Source organism: Burkholderia cenocepacia, assembly GCF_900446215.1.
GTDB classification, from domain to species: Bacteria; Pseudomonadota; Gammaproteobacteria; order Burkholderiales; family Burkholderiaceae; genus Burkholderia; species Burkholderia cenocepacia.
Window position 1 is genome coordinate 293,710 of sequence record NZ_UAQZ01000012.1, and the last position, 16,403, is coordinate 310,112.

A 16,403-nucleotide genomic window follows, 5' to 3' on the forward strand; every position below is an offset into this window, starting at 1 on the left:
CGACGCGTGCGTGGACGAAGGCGCGCGGACGAAAAAAAACGCATGTGCGGCTTCGCACATGCGTTCGACCGCGGCTTGCGCCGCGTGCTGAGGATGCCGGTTAGTGCGTGACGCGCGTGACGCCGCCGCTCGACAGCAGGCGCACGCGCTCGCCGGCGCGGAACGCTTCGCCGCTTGCCGCCTGCGTGATCGAGCGCAGATCGCCGTTGTCGAGGCGCACGGTGATTTCGACACCGTTCGCGGTGCTGAGGTTTTCGCCGACTGCGTTACCCGCGACCGCACCGACGAGGCCGCCGGCGATCGCCGTCAGGATCGAGCCTTTGCCGCCGCCGATCGCGCTGCCCGCGACCGCGCCGAGGGCGCCGCCGCCGAGCGTGCCGATCGCGCTGCCGCCGCCGTCGGACTGGATGCGCACCGCGCGGACGCTTTCGACCGTGCCCATGCGGACGGTCTGTTCGCGCTGCGCCTGGCCGACGCTATAGACATCCGCCGAGCCGGGTGCCGTGAAGCAGCCGGCGAGGGTCAGCGTGGCCGTCAGCATGGCCGCGAGCGTGAGGGTTTTTTTCGTCAACATCTTTGCTCTCCCACAATATTCATTTGAGACTGTAACCGAATGCAGTCTCGAAGCGTGCGTCGATTTCGGCGCGCGTCAGTACGTAAGTCTGGGGCCCTTGATGGGCGATCTTGAGCGAGCCCATCAGGCTCGCGAGGCGGCCGGTGGTTGCCCAGTCGAGGCCATGCTCGATGCCGTACAGCAGGCCGCCCCGGAAGGCGTCGCCGCAGCCGGTCGGATCGGCGATGCGCTCGGCCGGTACGACCGGAATCTGCTCCGCGCCCTGCTTGTGGCGGATGGTCGCGCCGTGCTCGCCGCGCGTGATGACGAGGGCGTCGACCCGGCTGGCGATTTCATCTTCGGACCATCCCGTCTTGTCGCTCACCAGCTTGGCCTCGTAGTCGTTGACCGCTACGTAGGTCGCAAGTTCAATGCTGCGGCGCAGCGTCGCACCGTCGAACAGCGGCAGACCCTGGCCCGGATCGAACACGAACGGCACCCCGGCCTTGGCGAGCTCTTCCACGTGCTGGACCATCCCGTCGAAGCCGTCCGGGCCGACGATCGCGAGCTTGATGTCCGGCGCGTCGCCCGCATGGTTCAGGTGCGACTGCATCATCGCGCCCGGGTGGAACGCCGCGATCTGGTTGTTGTCGAGATCGGTCGTGATCATCGCCTGCGCGGTGTACGTATCGGGCAGCACGCGAACGTGGTCGCGGCGCAGGCCGAGCTGGTCGAGCCGGTCGAGATACGGCTGCGCATCCAGCGCGCCCATCGTGCCCATGATGCGCGCATCGCCGCCGAGCAGGTGCAGCGCGTACCCGATGTTGCCCGCGCAGCCGCCGAATTCGCGGCGCATCGTCGGCACGAGGAAGCTCAGGTTGATGAGGTGCACCTGGTCGGGCAGGATGTGCTCGCGGAACCGCCCTTCGAAGGTCATGATGGAGTCGTAGGCGATCGAGCCGCAAATCAGCGTAGCCAAGGTGTGCGTTCCTGTAGAAATGAGGGGCCCTGCGCGACAACGCCGCGCGAAGGGCGCGGCGCGGCAGGAGAAAGCGGAAGAAAGCTTACTTCAGTGCGGCGAGCGCTGCATCGTAGTTCGGCTCGTCCTTGATTTCGCCGACGAGTTCCGCGTGGATCACCTTGTCCTGCGCGTCGAGCACGACCACCGCGCGTGCGGTCAGGCCGTTCAACGGGCCGCTCGTCACGTCGACGCCGTACGCGTTCGCGAACGCGCGGCCGGTGCGGAACGTCGATGCCGTCACGACGTTCGCGAGGCCTTCGGTCGTGCAGAAGCGCGTGGCGGCGAACGGCAGGTCGGCGGACACGACGATCACCACGGTGTTGTCGAGCGACGACGCGGCTTCGTTGAACTTGCGGGTCGACGTCGCGCAGGTCGGCGTGTCGAGGCTCGGCACGATGTTCAGCACCTTGCGCTTGCCGGCGAAGCTGGCGAGCGACAGGTCGGCGAGGTCCTTGCCGACCAGCTTGAAATCGGCGGCTTGCGCGCCGACGGCCGGGAACGTGCCGGCGAGATCGATCGGGTTGCCACCCAGCGTAACTTTGCTCATGTTCGTGCTCCGAAATAGCGCGCCGCTCGGGCGCGCGGGTTGAGACGGGCGCGCAAGCGCGCCGCGGCGCGTCACGGATAGAAGATCTGGACGCGGAAATTCGAGGCGGGCGTGCCGTTCGTTTCGAGGCGGACGACCATCGTCTGCGTCGTGCCGGGCGGCAGCCCGGCGTCGATCGGCGTGCCCGGGCGCACGTAGTCGCGCGGCGCGAGCACGCGGCGCACGGTGACGTGATTGGTATCGTCGAGCAGCGTGAGTTCGAGCGACGGGTACGCGAGCGCGACGCGGTAGCGGTTCGTCAGCGGCACCTTCAGTTCGAGCTCGCGCGGGCCGTCGAGCTGGCGCAGGTCGGTCGCGTCGAGCCGCAGGCCGTCGATCGCGCGCGGCGGCGTGACCGTGCAGCCGAGCGGCGCGCAGGCCTGCCGGAACCAGCCTTGCGTGACGGGCCAGTAGATCATCAGCGTTTCGCGCTGCCACCACGCCAGTTGCACGGCGAGCAGCCCGACCAGCGCGGCCGCGACGAGGCCGCCGACAAAGCCGCCGAGCATCCCGCGTCGCTGCGGCGCGCGGGTCTCGCGCGTGACGGCGAAGTGTGGACGATCGTCATCGGCCAGTGCGGCGGGGAACGGGACGGCCGGTTGGACGGCCGGTTGGATGGCAGGCCGGGCTGCCGGTTCATCGGCCGCTGCCGCGGTCGGGCTGGTGTCGTGCCGGGGGAAAGTATCGGGTTCCGATGCGGTTTCGGCTTCGCTGACGGCCGGTGCGGGCGTGAACGCAAAACGCGGTTCGCGCGGCGCGTGTTCGTCGTCCGGCGCGGCGAAACGCGCGTGACCGACAGGTTCGGCGGGTTCAGCCGCGGTGTCCGCTTCCGACGGAGGACGAGCGACGAAGCGCGGCTCGCGCGGATCGCGCTCGACGGGCGCGTGCTCGGCCGCTTCGGGTTCATGCGGTTCGTGCCGCGTGTGCGGCGAATGCGGTTCGGCCGCTTGCTCGACGGTAGTCGACGAATCCAGCTCGGCCGGCGAGGACGCGAACGGTGCGGGCGTGCCCGACAGATGAACGACGCCGGCTTCCGTGGACGGGAGCGCGACCGGTATCAGCGGCTCGGTGCGCACGGTCTCGACGCTGTGCTGCAGCGACGGATCGACGCCGGCGTCGAGCCACGGCGCCCACATGTCCCAGCCTTCCGGCTTGTAGTCGGTGCCGGTCGGCAGGCCGGAAGGCGGTGCGTCGGCGGCGAACAGCCGGGCCGGCACGGCCTGCGGCTGCGCCTCACTGTCGCTCGGCGCGGCAGCTGGTTCGGTCAACGCCGGCTCGGGCTGCTGCGCGTACTCGGGAACGAGCGATTCGGAGGCGTTGAAGACTTCGTGGCAATGCCCGCAGCGCACGAGCCCCTGATGCAGCGCGAGCTGTTCCTGCTGCAGCCGGAAGACGGTTTCGCAATGAGGGCAGCGCGTCGCAAGAAGCATGTCGAGCCGGGCGGCCTGCTGGCCAGAGTGAAGGACAGCGCTATTCTAATGGCTTTCGCGGCGGGTTCCGGCAAGGCATACCCAGCCTTCGTGTTCGCGCCAGACCGAGATGTCGACGTAGCGCGCATAAACGGCCGCGACTTCGTCCGCCTGGCGCGCGAGCACGCCCGACAGCGCGATGCGCCCGCCCGGCTTGACCTTCGACGCGAGCATCGATGCCATCAGCTTCAGCGGGTTCGACAGGATGTTCGCGACGACGATGTCGAATTCGCCGTCCGGGCATGCATCGGGCAGCCCGTACGTGACCTCCGCACGGTTGCGTTCGCTGTTCTGGCGCGCCGATTCGACCGCCTGCGGATCGATGTCGATGCCGATCACGGGGTTCGCCCCGCATTTCTTCGCGAGGATCGCAAGAATGCCCGAGCCGCAACCGTAGTCGAGCACCGACTGGCCGGGCTTCACCGACTGCTCGAGCCACTCCATGCACAGACGGGTGGTGGGGTGGCTGCCGGTGCCGAATGCGAGACCGGGATCGAGTTCGAGGACGAGCGCATCGGGGTCGGGCGCATCGTGCCACGACGGCACGACCCAGATCCGTTCGCCGATCGGGATCGGCTCGAACTGCGACTGCGTGAGCCGCACCCAGTCCTGCTCCTCGACTTCGCGCACGACGAACTGCGGCGTTTCGGCGAGGCCGATCTCGTTCGTGGCCGCCGCGAGCAGCACGGCTGGCTCATGGTCGGCCGACAGCAGCGCGACCACGCGCGAGTGCTGCCACGCGGTGCGATCCGGCACGAGGCCCGGCTCGCCGAAGAGCGGCTGTTCGTCGGGCGTGTCGGCGTCGGCGTCTTCGACGGACACCGACAGCGCGCCGAGATCGAGCAGCGCGTCGGACAGGGCCTCCGCATGCTCGCGGGCCAGTTCGACGACGAGTTCGCGATAACTCATGCTTACGCTTCTTCCGGTGCGACCTGCTGCTTCTGCGCGAGCCGGTTTTCGAGGTAATGGATGCTGGTGCCGCCTTCGACGAACTTCGAGTCGATCATCAGCTCGCGGTGCAGCGGGATGTTGGTCTGGATGCCTTCGACGACCATTTCCGACAGCGCGATGCGCATCCGGCGGATCGCCTGTTCGCGCGTCGCGCCGTAGGTGATCAGCTTGCCGATCATCGAATCATAGTTCGGCGGCACGAAATAGCCATTGTAGGCGTGCGAATCGACGCGCACGCCCGGGCCGCCCGGCGTATGCCACGACGTGATCCGGCCCGGCGACGGCGTGAACTTGAACGGATCTTCGGCGTTGATCCGGCATTCGATCGCGTGTCCGCGGAACTGGATGTCGCGCTGGCGCAGCGTGAGCTTCTCGCCGGCCGCGATGCGGATCTGTTCCTGCACGATGTCGACGCCCGTGATCAGCTCCGATACCGGGTGCTCGACCTGCACGCGCGTGTTCATCTCGATGAAGTAGAACTCGCCGTTTTCGTACAGGAATTCGAACGTGCCCGCACCGAGGTAGCCCATCTTCTTGCACGCGTCCGCGCAGCGGTCGCCGATACGGTCGATCAGGCGGCGCGGAATGCCCGGCGCCGGCGCTTCCTCGATCACCTTCTGGTGGCGGCGCTGCATCGAGCAGTCGCGCTCGCCGAGCCAGATCGCGTTCTTGTACGCGTCCGACAGCACCTGGATCTCGATGTGGCGCGGGTTCTCGAGGAACTTCTCCATGTACACCTGCGGGTTGCCGAACGCACGGCCGGCTTCCTCGCGGGTCATGTTCACCGCGTTGACGAGCGCGGCTTCGGTGTGCACGACGCGCATCCCGCGCCCGCCGCCGCCGCCGGCCGCCTTGATGATGACCGGATAGCCGATCGTGCGCGCAATCTTGACGATCTCCTTCGGATCGTCCGGCAACGCGCCTTCCGAACCCGGCACGCACGGCACGCCGGTCTTGATCATCGTCTGCTTCGCGGTGACCTTGTCACCCATCATGCGGATCGTTTCCGGGCGCGGGCCGATGAACGTGAAGCCCGACTGCTCGACGCGCTCCGCGAAATCGGCGTTCTCCGACAGGAAGCCGTAACCGGGGTGGATCGCCTCGGCATCGGTGACTTCCGCGGCGCTGATCAGCGCCGGCATGTTCAGGTAGCTCAGGTTCGACGGGGCCGGGCCGATACAGACGGCTTCGTCCGCGAGGCGCACGTACTTGGCTTCCTTGTCGGCTTCCGAGTAGACGACCACCGTCTTGACGCCGAGTTCGCGGCACGCGCGCTGGATGCGCAGCGCGATTTCACCGCGGTTGGCAATGAGGATTTTTTCAAACATAGCGAGTATTCGTCTCTTCGAGGGGCGCGCGAACGGCGCCTGGCGAGCATCGGCGGCGCGCGGCCGGCAGGGCCGCGCGGCGGGCTTAGCCGATCACGAAAAGCGGCTGGCCGTATTCGACGGCCTGGCCGTTCTCGACGAGGATTTCCTTGATCACGCCGGCCTTGTCCGACTCGATCTCGTTGAGCAGCTTCATCGCTTCGATGATGCAGATCGTCTGGCCTTCCTTGACCGTGTCGCCGGCCTGCACGAACGGGTCGGCGCCCGGCGACGGCGCGCGATAGAACGTGCCGACCATCGGCGACGTCACGACGTGGCCCTGCGGAGCGGCCGGTGCGGCGGCGGCGCCGGCGGCCGGCGCGGCAGCGCCTTCGGTCGGCAGCGCGACCGACGGAGCGGGCGCGCTGACTTGCGGGGCATACCCAGCCGTCGGCTGCACGTAGACCGGCGGCGCGTTCTTGACGATACGCACCTTGCCTTCGCCTTCCGTCACTTCCAGCTCGGAGATGCCGGATTCGGAAACGAGGTCGATCAGAGTTTTCAGCTTACGAAGATCCATCGGGAATTCCCCTTTCAATACGTGAAAGCGCCGGTTAGGGGCCGGCGCTGAATCTAGATCGCGAAATCAGCCGCGCGACGTGCCTTGCAGCTTGTCCAGCGCGTACTCGAGCGCGTACAGATAACCTTTCCAGCCGAGCCCGCAGATCACGCCTTCGGCCTGGTCGGAAAAGTAGGAGTGGTGCCTGAACGCTTCGCGGCGATGCACGTTCGACAGGTGAACCTCGACGAACGGGATGCCAACACCGGCGATCGCGTCCCGGATCGCAACGCTCGTGTGCGTATACGCGGCCGGATTGATCAGGATGAAATCGGTCTGTTCCTCCCGCGCGGCCTGGATGCGGTCGACCAGCGCGCCTTCATGGTTGCTCTGGAACGACGACAGGTCGGCGCCGGCTTCCCGGGCGCGCGCGGCAAGCGCCTGATCGATCTGCGCGAGCGTGACGCGGCCGTACACCTCCGGTTCCCGGGTGCCGAGAAGGTTCAGGTTGGGGCCGTGCAACACCAGCAATCGTGTCATGGTCGCTTCTATTTCTGCGGAATTGCGCGAACTTTAGCGCTATTTAGAGAAATTTGTCTAGTTTTGCCGAACGGCCAGACGCGTCGGACCTGCAAGAATTACCGGTGCGAACGCAAAGTATCGGCGAATTCCCGCGAAATTGCGGCGATCGACCTGCAAATCGCCGGCAACGCGCGGGCCGCTGTCCGGGCCGATTACAGCGCGTCGAGCGTCTTTTTCAGCTCGGCCGGCTGGATTTGTCCTAATTTTGTCTCGCGGATCTTGCCGGTTTCGTCGATGACGACGGTAAACGGCAGCGCGCCGGCGGTATTCCCAAAATTACGGGCCAGATCGGCGCCCGCGTAGCCACTGACGAACACCGGATAGTCGACCTTCACCTTCTGCAGGAAGTTCTTCACGTTCTGCTCGGAATCGACGCCGATCCCGACGAAACGGATGCCTTTCTGCTTGTACTGGTGCGACAGCGCGACCAGCTCGGGCATCTCCTCGACGCACGGGCCGCACCACGACGCCCAGAAATTGACGACGACCTTCTGGCCCTTGAAGGCGGTCAGCGTCGCCGGCTTGCCGTCGACGCCGGTGAGCGACGACGCCCACAGCTGCTCGACCGGATTGCCGTGGGCGGTCGGCGCGGCGACGGCGACACCGTCGTCGGCCGTGCCGCGGAACCAGTGACCGGCGGCGACTCCGCCGGCGACGGCGGCGGCCGCGACCACCGCGAGCGCCAACATGCGTTTCATCATCATCGTTGAATCATTCCGGTTCGGAAGGGGCCTGGCCTGCCGCGACGAGCGCGCGCAGCGCGGCGGCGTCCGCGCGGGCGACGCGGCCGCGCGCGTCGGCCTTCACCGCGCCGCGCAGGTCGTCGCTCGCATACAGCGCGAGATGGATGCCGATCGCATCCACGTCGCGCCGCGGGCGCCACAGGAAACTGAGCGTCTCGACGTCGCCGCGGCCCGCGAAATGCCGCGTCTCGGATACGTTGTACTGGACGTTCTGGTTCAGCAGGTAGATCGCGACGTCCTTCGGGTTGTCGGTGAATGCCTGCAAATGGATATCCGAATGCGCGTTCGCGGTGCCGTTCAGCACGGCGCCCGTCACATAAGGATGGAACTCGGCGAGCCGGCGCATCCAGTCGAGCGCGATCTCGCGCAGGCGGCGCAATTCGTCCGGCTGCGTGTCGCTCTGGAACAGCGCGAGGTACTCGCGCAATTCTTCCTCGATCTGGTCGTTATCCGGCAGCCATTCGCCGGCAACGCGCGAATCGCCCAGCAACTGGCGCGCGGCCTTGCGTTTCGCGCCGGCGTAGTCCAGGCCGTCCTCCGCGATCAGGCGGGCGGCGGACTGGGCGATTTCCTCGCGGACGCGCCGCGGATCGACAAGAGGTTTGCGAGACATGATCCGGCAATCATACTCGATCGTCGCGGCGCCCGAGCACGGGTGCGGCGGCCCGCCGCCCGAGGGCGCCGGCGCCGTTCGCGGGCATCGTTCGGGTCGCCGGGCATCGCAGGCCGTCAGTTACAATAGTGTCCTTTGTGTCGCGGCAAAGTCGTGGGCCGGGCGCCGGCCGCACGGCCCGTCCGGCGCGACGCACACGCATCCTTTCCGAATCGACGGCGCCCGGCGGCGCGAAAGCATTCATCTATGCACATCCATATTCTTGGCATCTGCGGCACCTTCATGGGCGGTCTCGCCGTACTTGCACGCGAGGCGGGCCACACGGTGACGGGTTGCGACGCGGGCGTCTATCCGCCGATGAGCACGCAGCTCGAGGCGCAGGGCATCACGCTGATCGAGGGCTACGGCGCCGAGCAGATCGACCTGAAACCGGACCTGTTCGTGATCGGCAACGTCGTCACGCGCGGCAACCCGCTGATGGAGGCGATCCTCGATCGCGGCTTGCCGTACGTGTCGGGCCCGCAGTGGCTCGGCGAGCACGTGCTGGCCGGCAAATGGGTGCTCGCGGTCGCGGGCACGCACGGCAAGACGACCACGTCGTCGATGCTCGCGTGGCTGCTGGAGGACGCCGGGCTCAACCCGGGCTTCCTGATCGGCGGCGTGCCGCTGAACTTCGGCGTGTCCGCGCGGCTCACCGATTCGAGCTTCTTCGTGATCGAGGCCGACGAGTACGACACGGCATTCTTCGACAAGCGCTCGAAATTCGTCCACTACCGGCCGCGTACCGCGGTACTGAACAACCTCGAATTCGATCACGCCGACATCTTCCCCGATCTCGCCGCGATCGAGACGCAATTCCATCATCTGGTGCGCACCGTGCCCGGGGTCGGCCGGATCGTCACGAACGGCCGCTCGGATGCGCTCGAGCGCGTGCTGGCGCGCGGCTGCTGGAGCGAGGTCGAGCGTTTCGGCGTCGACGGCGGCTGGCAGGCGCTGCCGGCCGAGGACGGCGTGCCGGTCGACGAACGCTTCGCGGTGTATTCGCACGCCGAGCGCGTCGGCGAAGTCGCGTGGCAGGTGCAGGGCGACCACAACCGGATGAACGCGCTCGCGGCGATCGCCGCCGCGCGCCACGTCGGCGTGCCGCCCGCGCAGGCGGCCGTTTCGCTCGCATCGTTCCGCAACGTGAAGCGCCGCATGGAAGTGCGCGGCAGCGTCGACGGCGTGACCGTCTATGACGATTTCGCGCACCATCCGACCGCGATCGACACCACGATCGCCGGCCTTCGTGCGCGCATCGGCCGCCAGAATGCCCGCATCCTCGCCGTGCTCGAGCCGCGCTCGAACACGATGAAGCTCGGCGTGATGAAGTCGCAATTGCCGGCGAGCCTCGCCGATGCCGATCTCGTGTTCGGCTACGGCGCGCCGACCGGGCGCGATGCGCTCGGCTGGAATCTCGCCGAAGCGCTTGCGCCGCTCGGCGACCGCGCGCGCGCATTCGACGATCTGCATCTGCTGGTGAAGGCGGTGGTCGAGGCCGCGCGTCCGGGCGACCACGTGCTCGTCATGAGCAACGGCGGCTTCGGCGGCGTGCACCAGAAGCTGCTCGATGCGCTCGGGAGCCGCACGTGATCCTGTATCTGCACGGCTTCCGGTCATCGCCGGAATCGCAGAAGTCGCGGCTGCTCGCCGCGCGCATGGCCGAACTCGGCCGCACCGGCGAGTGGCGGTGCCCGTCGCTGTCGGTGTCGCCGCTCGAGGCGATCGCCGTCGCGGAAGCCGAGGTCGCGGGTGCCCGCGACGTCACCGTGATCGGCAGCTCGCTCGGCGGTTATTACGCGACATGGCTCGCCGAAAAGCACGGCTGGAAGGCCGTGCTGCTGAATCCGGCGATCGTGCCGCAGCGCGATCTCGAGCAGCATCTGGGCGAACAGCCGCTGTGGCACGGCGGCGGCACGATCGTCGTCGAGCGCCGGCATCTGCACGAACTCGACGCGCTGCGCGTGCCGGCGATCACGCGCGCCGACCGCTACTATTTGTTCGCGGCGACCGGCGACGAAGTGCTCGATTACCGCGAGATGCTGGCCCATTACCCGGGCGCGAAAACCCGCGTGATCGACGGCAGCGATCACGGGATCAGCGAATTTGCCGACTATGTCGACGACGTTCTCGCGTTTTGCGACGGAAAGACGTCTTAACCGGCCGCGTGCCGATCGAATCCCCATCATCATGCGGCGCCGCCGACGCGGCGCCCGGCAGTCTGAACGAGAGTACTGAGTGAACGTTTTCTTCGAGGAATCGGGCAGTTTCAAGGCGGGCAGCGTGCTGTCGCGCCAGGGCGACGCATTTCAGGTCGAGTTGCCCGGCGGGCGGCGTGCGAAGGTGCGCGCGAAAGACGTGCTGATCGAATTCGACAAGCCGGCCGCGGGCGAACTGATGCAGGAGGCCGACACGGCCGCGCAGCAGATCGATCTGGACTTCCTGTGGGAATGCGCGCCGGCCGACGAGTTCGCGTACACGGCGCTGGCCGCCGAATACTTCGGCGCGACGTACGGCCCGGTCGAGCGCGCGGCGCTGGTGCTGCGGCTGCACGGCTCGCCCGTCTACTTCCGTCGCAAGGGGCGCGGCCAGTACCAGCGCGCGCCGGAAGAGCAGCTCAAGATGGCGCTCGCGTCGCTCGAGCGCAAGCGCCAGCAGGCGCTGGTGCAGGCGCAGTATGAAGAGGAGCTGAAGGCCGGCAAGCTGCCGGAAGCGTTCGCGGGCAAGGTGCTCGGGCTGCTCACGCGGCCGGACAAGAATTCGATCGAATACAAGGCGATGGAAGCGGCGGCCGGCGCGCGCGGCGTGTCGCCGGCGCGGCTGATGCTCGACTGCGGCGGCATCGAGTCGCCGCGTGCGCTGCACGAAGCGCGCTTTCTCGCGGAATTCTTCCCGCACGGCACGGGCTTTCCGCCCGTCACGGTCGGCCCGCTGCCGGACGATCTGCCGCGCGCGGACGTCGAGGCGTTCTCGATCGACGACATCACGACCACCGAAATCGACGACGCGTTCTCGGTCGAGCACCTGGCCGACGGCCGCGTGCGGATCGGCGTGCACATCGCGGCGCCGGCGCTCGGCATCGTGCGCGGCGACGCGGTCGACGCGATCGCGCGCGCGCGCCTGTCGACCGTCTACATGCCGGGCGACAAGATCACGATGCTGCCGGACGACGTCGTCGACGTGTTCACGCTGAAAGAGGGCGATTACCGCCCGGCGCTGTCGCTGTACATCATCGTCAACCGCGACACGCAGGACATCGTCGCAAGCGAGACGCGCGCCGAGCTCGTGTTCGTGAAGAACAACCTGCGCCACAACACGCTCGACGAGCTCGTCAACGAAGAGACGCTCGCGGCCGGCACCGGCGACTACCCGCACAAGGACGACATCGCCGTGCTGTGGCCGCTCGCGCAGGCGCTGTTCGAGAAGCGCCAGGTCGCGCGCGCGGGCTACGGCCTGAAGCGCGAGGTGCAGCGCAACACCGACTACAACTTCTACGTCGAAGGCGAGCACGTGACGATCACGCCGCGCCGCCGCGGCTCGCCGCTGGACCTGATCGTGTCGGAGCTCGCGATCCTCGCGAACTCGACCTGGGGCGCGTTCCTGCACGACCACACGGTGCCGGGCATCTACCGCTCGCAGCGCGGCTTCGGCGCGCCGGGCCCGAAGCGCACGCGGATGCAGACGACGGCCGCGCCGCACGAAGGCCTCGGCGTCGCGCAGTACGCGTGGAGCACGTCGCCGCTGCGCCGCTACGTCGACCTCGTGAACCAGTGGCAACTGCTCGCGTGCGTGCAGCACGGCGTCACCGCGAAGCTCGCCGCGCCGTTCAAGCCGAAGGACGCCGATCTCTACGCGGTCGTGCAGGGCTTCGACGATACGTATACGGCCTACGCCGACTACCAGCGCCGGATGGAGTACTTCTGGTGCCTGCGCTGGCTCGCGCAGGAACAGAAGAAGCAGGTGGTCGCGAGCGTCGTGAAGGGCGATCTCGTGCGCCTCGAGGAAATCCCGCTGCTGCTGCACGTGCCGGGGCTCGGCGTGCATGCGCGCGGCACGCGCGTGCTGCTCGACGTGATGTCGCTCGACGAGCTGACGATCGAGGCGTCGGTGCGCCTCTTGAACGTGCTCGACGCGCCGACCGTGACGAGCGGCGACGCGGCCGACGAAGAGGACGACGCCGAAGGCGGCGACGACACGCTGGTCGACGCGGAAGACGCGTCGGCGGAAACCGAGGCCGAAGCGCTGGCCGAGGCAGACGGCGCGGCGGCCGACGGCGGCGAAGCCGCGAGCGGCAACGACGGCGAAGAGGGGCGCGCATCATGAGCGCAGCTGCGTCGACGAGCGGCGCCGACCGCTATGTCGTGTTCGGCAACCCGGTGGCGCACAGCAAGTCGCCGTTCATCCACGCGCAATTCGCCGCGCAGACCGGCGAGCCGATCGAATACACGCACCGGCTCGCGCCGATCGACGGGTTCGAGGCGGCCGTGCGCGCGTTCGTCGCCGAAGGCGGGCGCGGCGCGAACGTGACGGTGCCGTTCAAGCTGGACGCGCATGCGCTCGCCGACACGCTGTCGGCGCGCGCGGCGGCGGCAGGCGCGGTGAACACGCTGCGCGTCGACGCCGACGGCCGCCTCCACGGCGACAACACCGACGGCGTCGGCCTCGTGCGCGACATCGAGGCGAATCTCGGCGTGTCGCTTGCCGGCGCGCGCATCCTGCTGCTCGGCGCGGGCGGCGCCGCGCGCGGCGTCGTGCTGCCGCTGCTCGATCGCGCACCGCTGTCGATCGGAATCGTGAACCGCACCGCGAGCAAGGCCGAAGCGCTCGTCGGCCAGTTCATGCAGGCCGCGCACGACGCGGGCTGCACGCTCGCGGGCGGTGGCCCCGGCGTCGTGCGGGCCGAGCCGTACGACGTGGTGATCAATGCGACGGCCGGCAGCCTCGACGCCGCGCTGCCGGAATGCGACCCCGCGGCGTTCGGTGCCGGCACGCTCGCGTACGACATGATGTACGGCGCGCAGCCGACCGTGTTCATGCAGCACGCGGCGTCGCTCGGCGCGCGCACGGCCGACGGCCTCGGGATGCTGGTCGAGCAGGCGGCCGAATCGTTCTTCATCTGGCGCGGCGTGCGGCCGGACGGCGCACCGGTGCTGGCCGCGCTGCGCCAGGCGCTCGCGGCGAGCTGAACGGAGCGCGGCCCGTGGTGGCGGTGAGCGGCACGCAGCGCACGCGGACGGTGAGCCTCGCTCGCTGGGCCGTCTACGCGGGATCGGTGTTCGCGGGCGCGTGGCTCGCGACGCAATTGTTCTATCTCGCGCAGATCGCGCTGTGGTCGTTCGTGAATCCGGGCTCGACCGCCTTCATGCGCACCGACGCGTGGTGGCTGTCGCGCGACACGCCGCCCGCGCAGATCCGGCACCAGTGGGTGCCGTACGACCAGATCTCGCGCAACCTGAAGCGGGCGCTGATCGCGTCCGAAGATTCGACCTTCGCGACCAACAACGGCTACGACGTCGACGCGATCCTGCAGGCGTGGGAGAAGAACAAGGCGCGCGGCAGGATCGTCGCGGGCGGCTCGACGATCACGCAGCAGCTCGCACGCAACCTGTTCCTGTCGCGCGAGAAGAGCTACATCCGCAAGGGCCAGGAGCTGATCATCACGTGGATGCTCGAAACGGTGCTCGACAAGGAGCGCATCTTCGAGATCTACCTGAATTCGGTCGAATGGGGGCGCGGCGTGTACGGCGCCGAAGCGGCCGCGCGCTATTACTACAAGATTCCCGCGAGCCGGCTCGGCGCGTGGCAGTCCGCGCGTCTCGCGGTGATGCTGCCGAAGCCGCGCTGGTTCGATGCGCATCGCGGCTCGGCCTATCAGGCGCAGCGCGCGGCGGTCATCGCGCGCCGCATGGGCGCGGCCGAACTGCCGCAATCGGAGTGAGCGGCGCGCCCGCGCTGCTGCGTTGTCCATTCCGTCGTCGACGCGCGATTGGTGCGCTGCAGCGCATCCGTGTCGCCGCCATTTCGGGCCACATCCTTTAGACGAATCCGTCTATTTCGCTTTACTGAGCAATACCGATAAGTGCGCGATTTTGTTGACCGGCGTCGCACGAAATCCGTGCTTTTTTAGCCGCCGCGGGTAAACGCGAAAGTCGCTGAAAGCGCCGTGAAATGCAACGTTTCGCGAATCGAAGCATTCCTGAAAGGTGTGCGCTGCACCGCTTGCACGCCAAATATTTCAAAATTTTTCAAAGCTGACGGGCTCGCGTATATTGGCCAGCGCCTCGGCTTATCGGCCGCAATCGAGGCGGGGGGTGGCTTATCCGGCCGCTCGACACAAAAAACATCCGAGAGAAGGAACGCAACGATGCCAGCGAGCAAAGCGAAGCTGTTGTTGGGAGTGGTGTGTTCTTCGCTGATTCTGACGGCCTGCAACGACGACGTGACGTCGTCGTCTGCCGCGAGCGTCGCGAATTCAGCCGATCCCGCCGGTCAGGTCGACCGCGCGTACAACGATCCGAACAGTTATTCGTCGAGTGCAAACGCGTCGCTCGACGCGTCCGCCGCGGTCGAGAAGGCCGCCGTCACGCACCATCAGATCACGCTGAACGGCAAGACGATCCGGTACACGGCCACCGCCGGCCACCTCGTCGCCCGCAATCCGCAGACGGGCGCGCCCGAAGCATCGTTCTTCTACGTCGCCTACACGGCCGACAACCAGCCCGCGGCGAAGCGGCCCGTCACGTTCCTGTACAACGGCGGCCCCGGCTCGGCGTCGGTGTGGCTGCACCTCGGCTCGTTCGGCCCGCGCCGGATCCAGACCGGCGACCCGAACGCGAACACGTCGACGTTCCCGTTCGTCGACAACCAGGAAACCCTGCTCGACACGACCGACCTCGTGTTCGTCGATGCGATCGGCACCGGCTTCTCGGAAGCGGTCGCACCGAACACGAACCAGACGTTCTGGGGCGTCGACCAGGACGCCGGCGCGTTCCGCGATTTCGTGACGCGCTACCTGAGCGTGAACCAGCGCAGCGCTTCGCCGAAGTACCTGTTCGGCGAGTCGTACGGCACGCCGCGCACCGACGTGCTCGCGAACCTGCTCGAGACGGCCGGCGTGAAGCTCGACGGCATCGTGCTGCAGTCGTCGATCCTGAACTACAACACGAACTGCGACATGGCGAGCGACTATGTCGGCAACTCGAACAGGGGCGCGAGCCCTGTGAGCTGCGCGGGCTTCGTGCCGTCGTACGGCACGGTCGGCGCGTACTATCAGCTCGACAATCCGAACCCGTCGAACCTGCCGCAGTATGCGGACCAGATGCGCCTGCTGACGGCCGGCAGCTACGCGCCGGCCGTGAACGCGTACCTCGCGAGCCACACGCCGCCGCCGCCGAATCTCGTCACGACGATGGCGAATTCGACCGGCGTGAAGCAGGCGTTGTGGAATGCCGACTTCAACGTGGTCCCGACCTTCTTCGACAACAGCTTCCAGCTGTCGCTGATTCCGGGCACGCTGATCGGCCGCTACGACGCACGCGTGAACGTGCCCGTGTCGAGCCCGCTCGCGGCCGACGGCGATCCGTCCAGCTCGTTCATCACGAAGCCGTTCACCGACACGATCGGCAGCTACCTGCCGAACGAGCTGAAGTACACCGCGCAGTCGGCCTACTCGGTGAGCAGCAATGCGATCAACACGTGGGACTGGACGCACGACGGCCTCGCGATGCCCGACACGATTCCCGATCTGGCCGCGGCGCTGACGCTGAATCCGCAGTTGAAGGTGCTGTCGCTGAACGGGTATCACGACATCGCGACGCCGTTCTACCAGACCGAGCTCGACCTCGCGCGACTCGGCACGCAACCGAACCTGACGATCAAGGACTATCAGGGCGGGCACATGGTCTATCTCGACGATACGTCGCGTCCGCAGGAGAAAGCCGATCTCGTGACCTTCTACGGCGCGGCCGCGCACTGATGCGA

The 16,403-nt window shown here is 67.6% G+C and carries 16 protein-coding genes; 6 read left to right on the plus strand and 10 right to left on the minus strand.

The features are described 5' to 3' along the window. Positions 1-100 precede the first annotated feature (100 nt). The 10 genes from DTA15_RS18730 to DTA15_RS18775 form a co-directional block, all read right to left on the minus strand. A complete protein-coding gene (locus DTA15_RS18730) occupies positions 101-574 on the minus strand; it encodes an outer membrane lipoprotein (protein WP_006476977.1) in 474 nt (157 codons plus the stop codon). Positions 575-593: 19 nt separating this feature from the next. After that, complete coding sequence (locus tag DTA15_RS18735; RefSeq protein WP_006490717.1) at positions 594-1,532, minus strand: carbohydrate kinase family protein; 939 nt, start codon at positions 1,530-1,532, stop codon at positions 594-596. Positions 1,533-1,617: 85 nt separating this feature from the next. Beyond that, positions 1,618-2,121 carry a thiol peroxidase gene (gene tpx, locus DTA15_RS18740; protein ID WP_006476975.1) on the minus strand — a complete coding sequence of 168 codons (504 nt, stop codon included), beginning with the start codon at positions 2,119-2,121 and terminating at the stop codon, positions 1,618-1,620. 71 nt (positions 2,122-2,192) lie between these two features. Continuing rightward, a complete protein-coding gene (locus DTA15_RS18745) occupies positions 2,193-3,590 on the minus strand; it encodes a zinc-ribbon and DUF3426 domain-containing protein (protein ID WP_006490718.1) in 1,398 nt (465 codons plus the stop codon). Between the two features lie 45 nt (positions 3,591-3,635). After that, entirely contained in the window at positions 3,636-4,538 is a 903-nt protein-coding gene (gene prmA, locus DTA15_RS18750; RefSeq protein WP_006490720.1) for a 50S ribosomal protein L11 methyltransferase, read from the minus strand. 2 nt (positions 4,539-4,540) lie between these two features. After that, entirely contained in the window at positions 4,541-5,908 is a 1,368-nt protein-coding gene (accC, locus tag DTA15_RS18755) for an acetyl-CoA carboxylase biotin carboxylase subunit (protein ID WP_006490723.1), read from the minus strand. Between the two features lie 85 nt (positions 5,909-5,993). Next, positions 5,994-6,467 carry an acetyl-CoA carboxylase biotin carboxyl carrier protein gene (accB, locus tag DTA15_RS18760; RefSeq protein WP_006496751.1) on the minus strand — a complete coding sequence of 158 codons (474 nt, stop codon included), beginning with the start codon at positions 6,465-6,467 and terminating at the stop codon, positions 5,994-5,996. Between the two features lie 66 nt (positions 6,468-6,533). Further along, positions 6,534-6,986 (minus strand): type II 3-dehydroquinate dehydratase, encoded by a 453-nt coding sequence (gene aroQ / locus DTA15_RS18765; RefSeq protein WP_012492970.1) that lies wholly within the window; start codon positions 6,984-6,986, stop codon positions 6,534-6,536. Positions 6,987-7,180: 194 nt separating this feature from the next. Then, positions 7,181-7,732, minus strand: coding sequence for a TlpA family protein disulfide reductase (locus tag DTA15_RS18770; protein ID WP_006491130.1), 552 nt, complete (start codon positions 7,730-7,732; stop codon positions 7,181-7,183). Between the two features lie 7 nt (positions 7,733-7,739). Then, entirely contained in the window at positions 7,740-8,384 is a 645-nt protein-coding gene (locus tag DTA15_RS18775; protein ID WP_012492969.1) for a hypothetical protein, read from the minus strand. A gap of 246 nt (positions 8,385-8,630) precedes the next feature. Here DTA15_RS18775 and mpl point away from each other — a divergent pair, with 246 nt between their 5' ends. The 6 genes from mpl (at position 8,631) to DTA15_RS18805 (ending at position 16,398) form a co-directional block, all read left to right on the plus strand. Continuing rightward, on the plus strand, positions 8,631-10,016 hold the full coding sequence (mpl, locus tag DTA15_RS18780; protein ID WP_006489410.1) for a UDP-N-acetylmuramate:L-alanyl-gamma-D-glutamyl-meso-diaminopimelate ligase: 1,386 nt from the start codon (positions 8,631-8,633) through the stop codon (positions 10,014-10,016). Further along, complete coding sequence (locus DTA15_RS18785) at positions 10,013-10,582, plus strand: YqiA/YcfP family alpha/beta fold hydrolase (protein WP_006489407.1); 570 nt, start codon at positions 10,013-10,015, stop codon at positions 10,580-10,582. The genes mpl and DTA15_RS18785 overlap by 4 nt, the downstream gene beginning before the upstream one ends. A 79-nt stretch (positions 10,583-10,661) precedes the next feature. After that, the gene (locus tag DTA15_RS18790; protein WP_006489403.1) at positions 10,662-12,746 is read left to right on the plus strand and encodes an RNB domain-containing ribonuclease; all 2,085 of its coding nucleotides are present in this window, start codon (positions 10,662-10,664) and stop codon (positions 12,744-12,746) included. Beyond that, the gene (gene aroE, locus DTA15_RS18795) at positions 12,743-13,609 is read left to right on the plus strand and encodes a shikimate dehydrogenase (RefSeq protein ID WP_006493556.1); all 867 of its coding nucleotides are present in this window, start codon (positions 12,743-12,745) and stop codon (positions 13,607-13,609) included. Before DTA15_RS18790 ends, aroE begins: the two co-directional genes overlap by 4 nt. Before the next feature lie 14 nt (positions 13,610-13,623). Next, a complete protein-coding gene (gene mtgA / locus DTA15_RS18800) occupies positions 13,624-14,361 on the plus strand; it encodes a monofunctional biosynthetic peptidoglycan transglycosylase (protein ID WP_006484660.1) in 738 nt (245 codons plus the stop codon). Between the two features lie 426 nt (positions 14,362-14,787). Then, positions 14,788-16,398, plus strand: a complete 1,611-nt coding sequence (locus DTA15_RS18805; protein WP_006496743.1) for a S10 family peptidase — start codon at positions 14,788-14,790, stop codon at positions 16,396-16,398. Positions 16,399-16,403 lie beyond the last annotated feature (5 nt).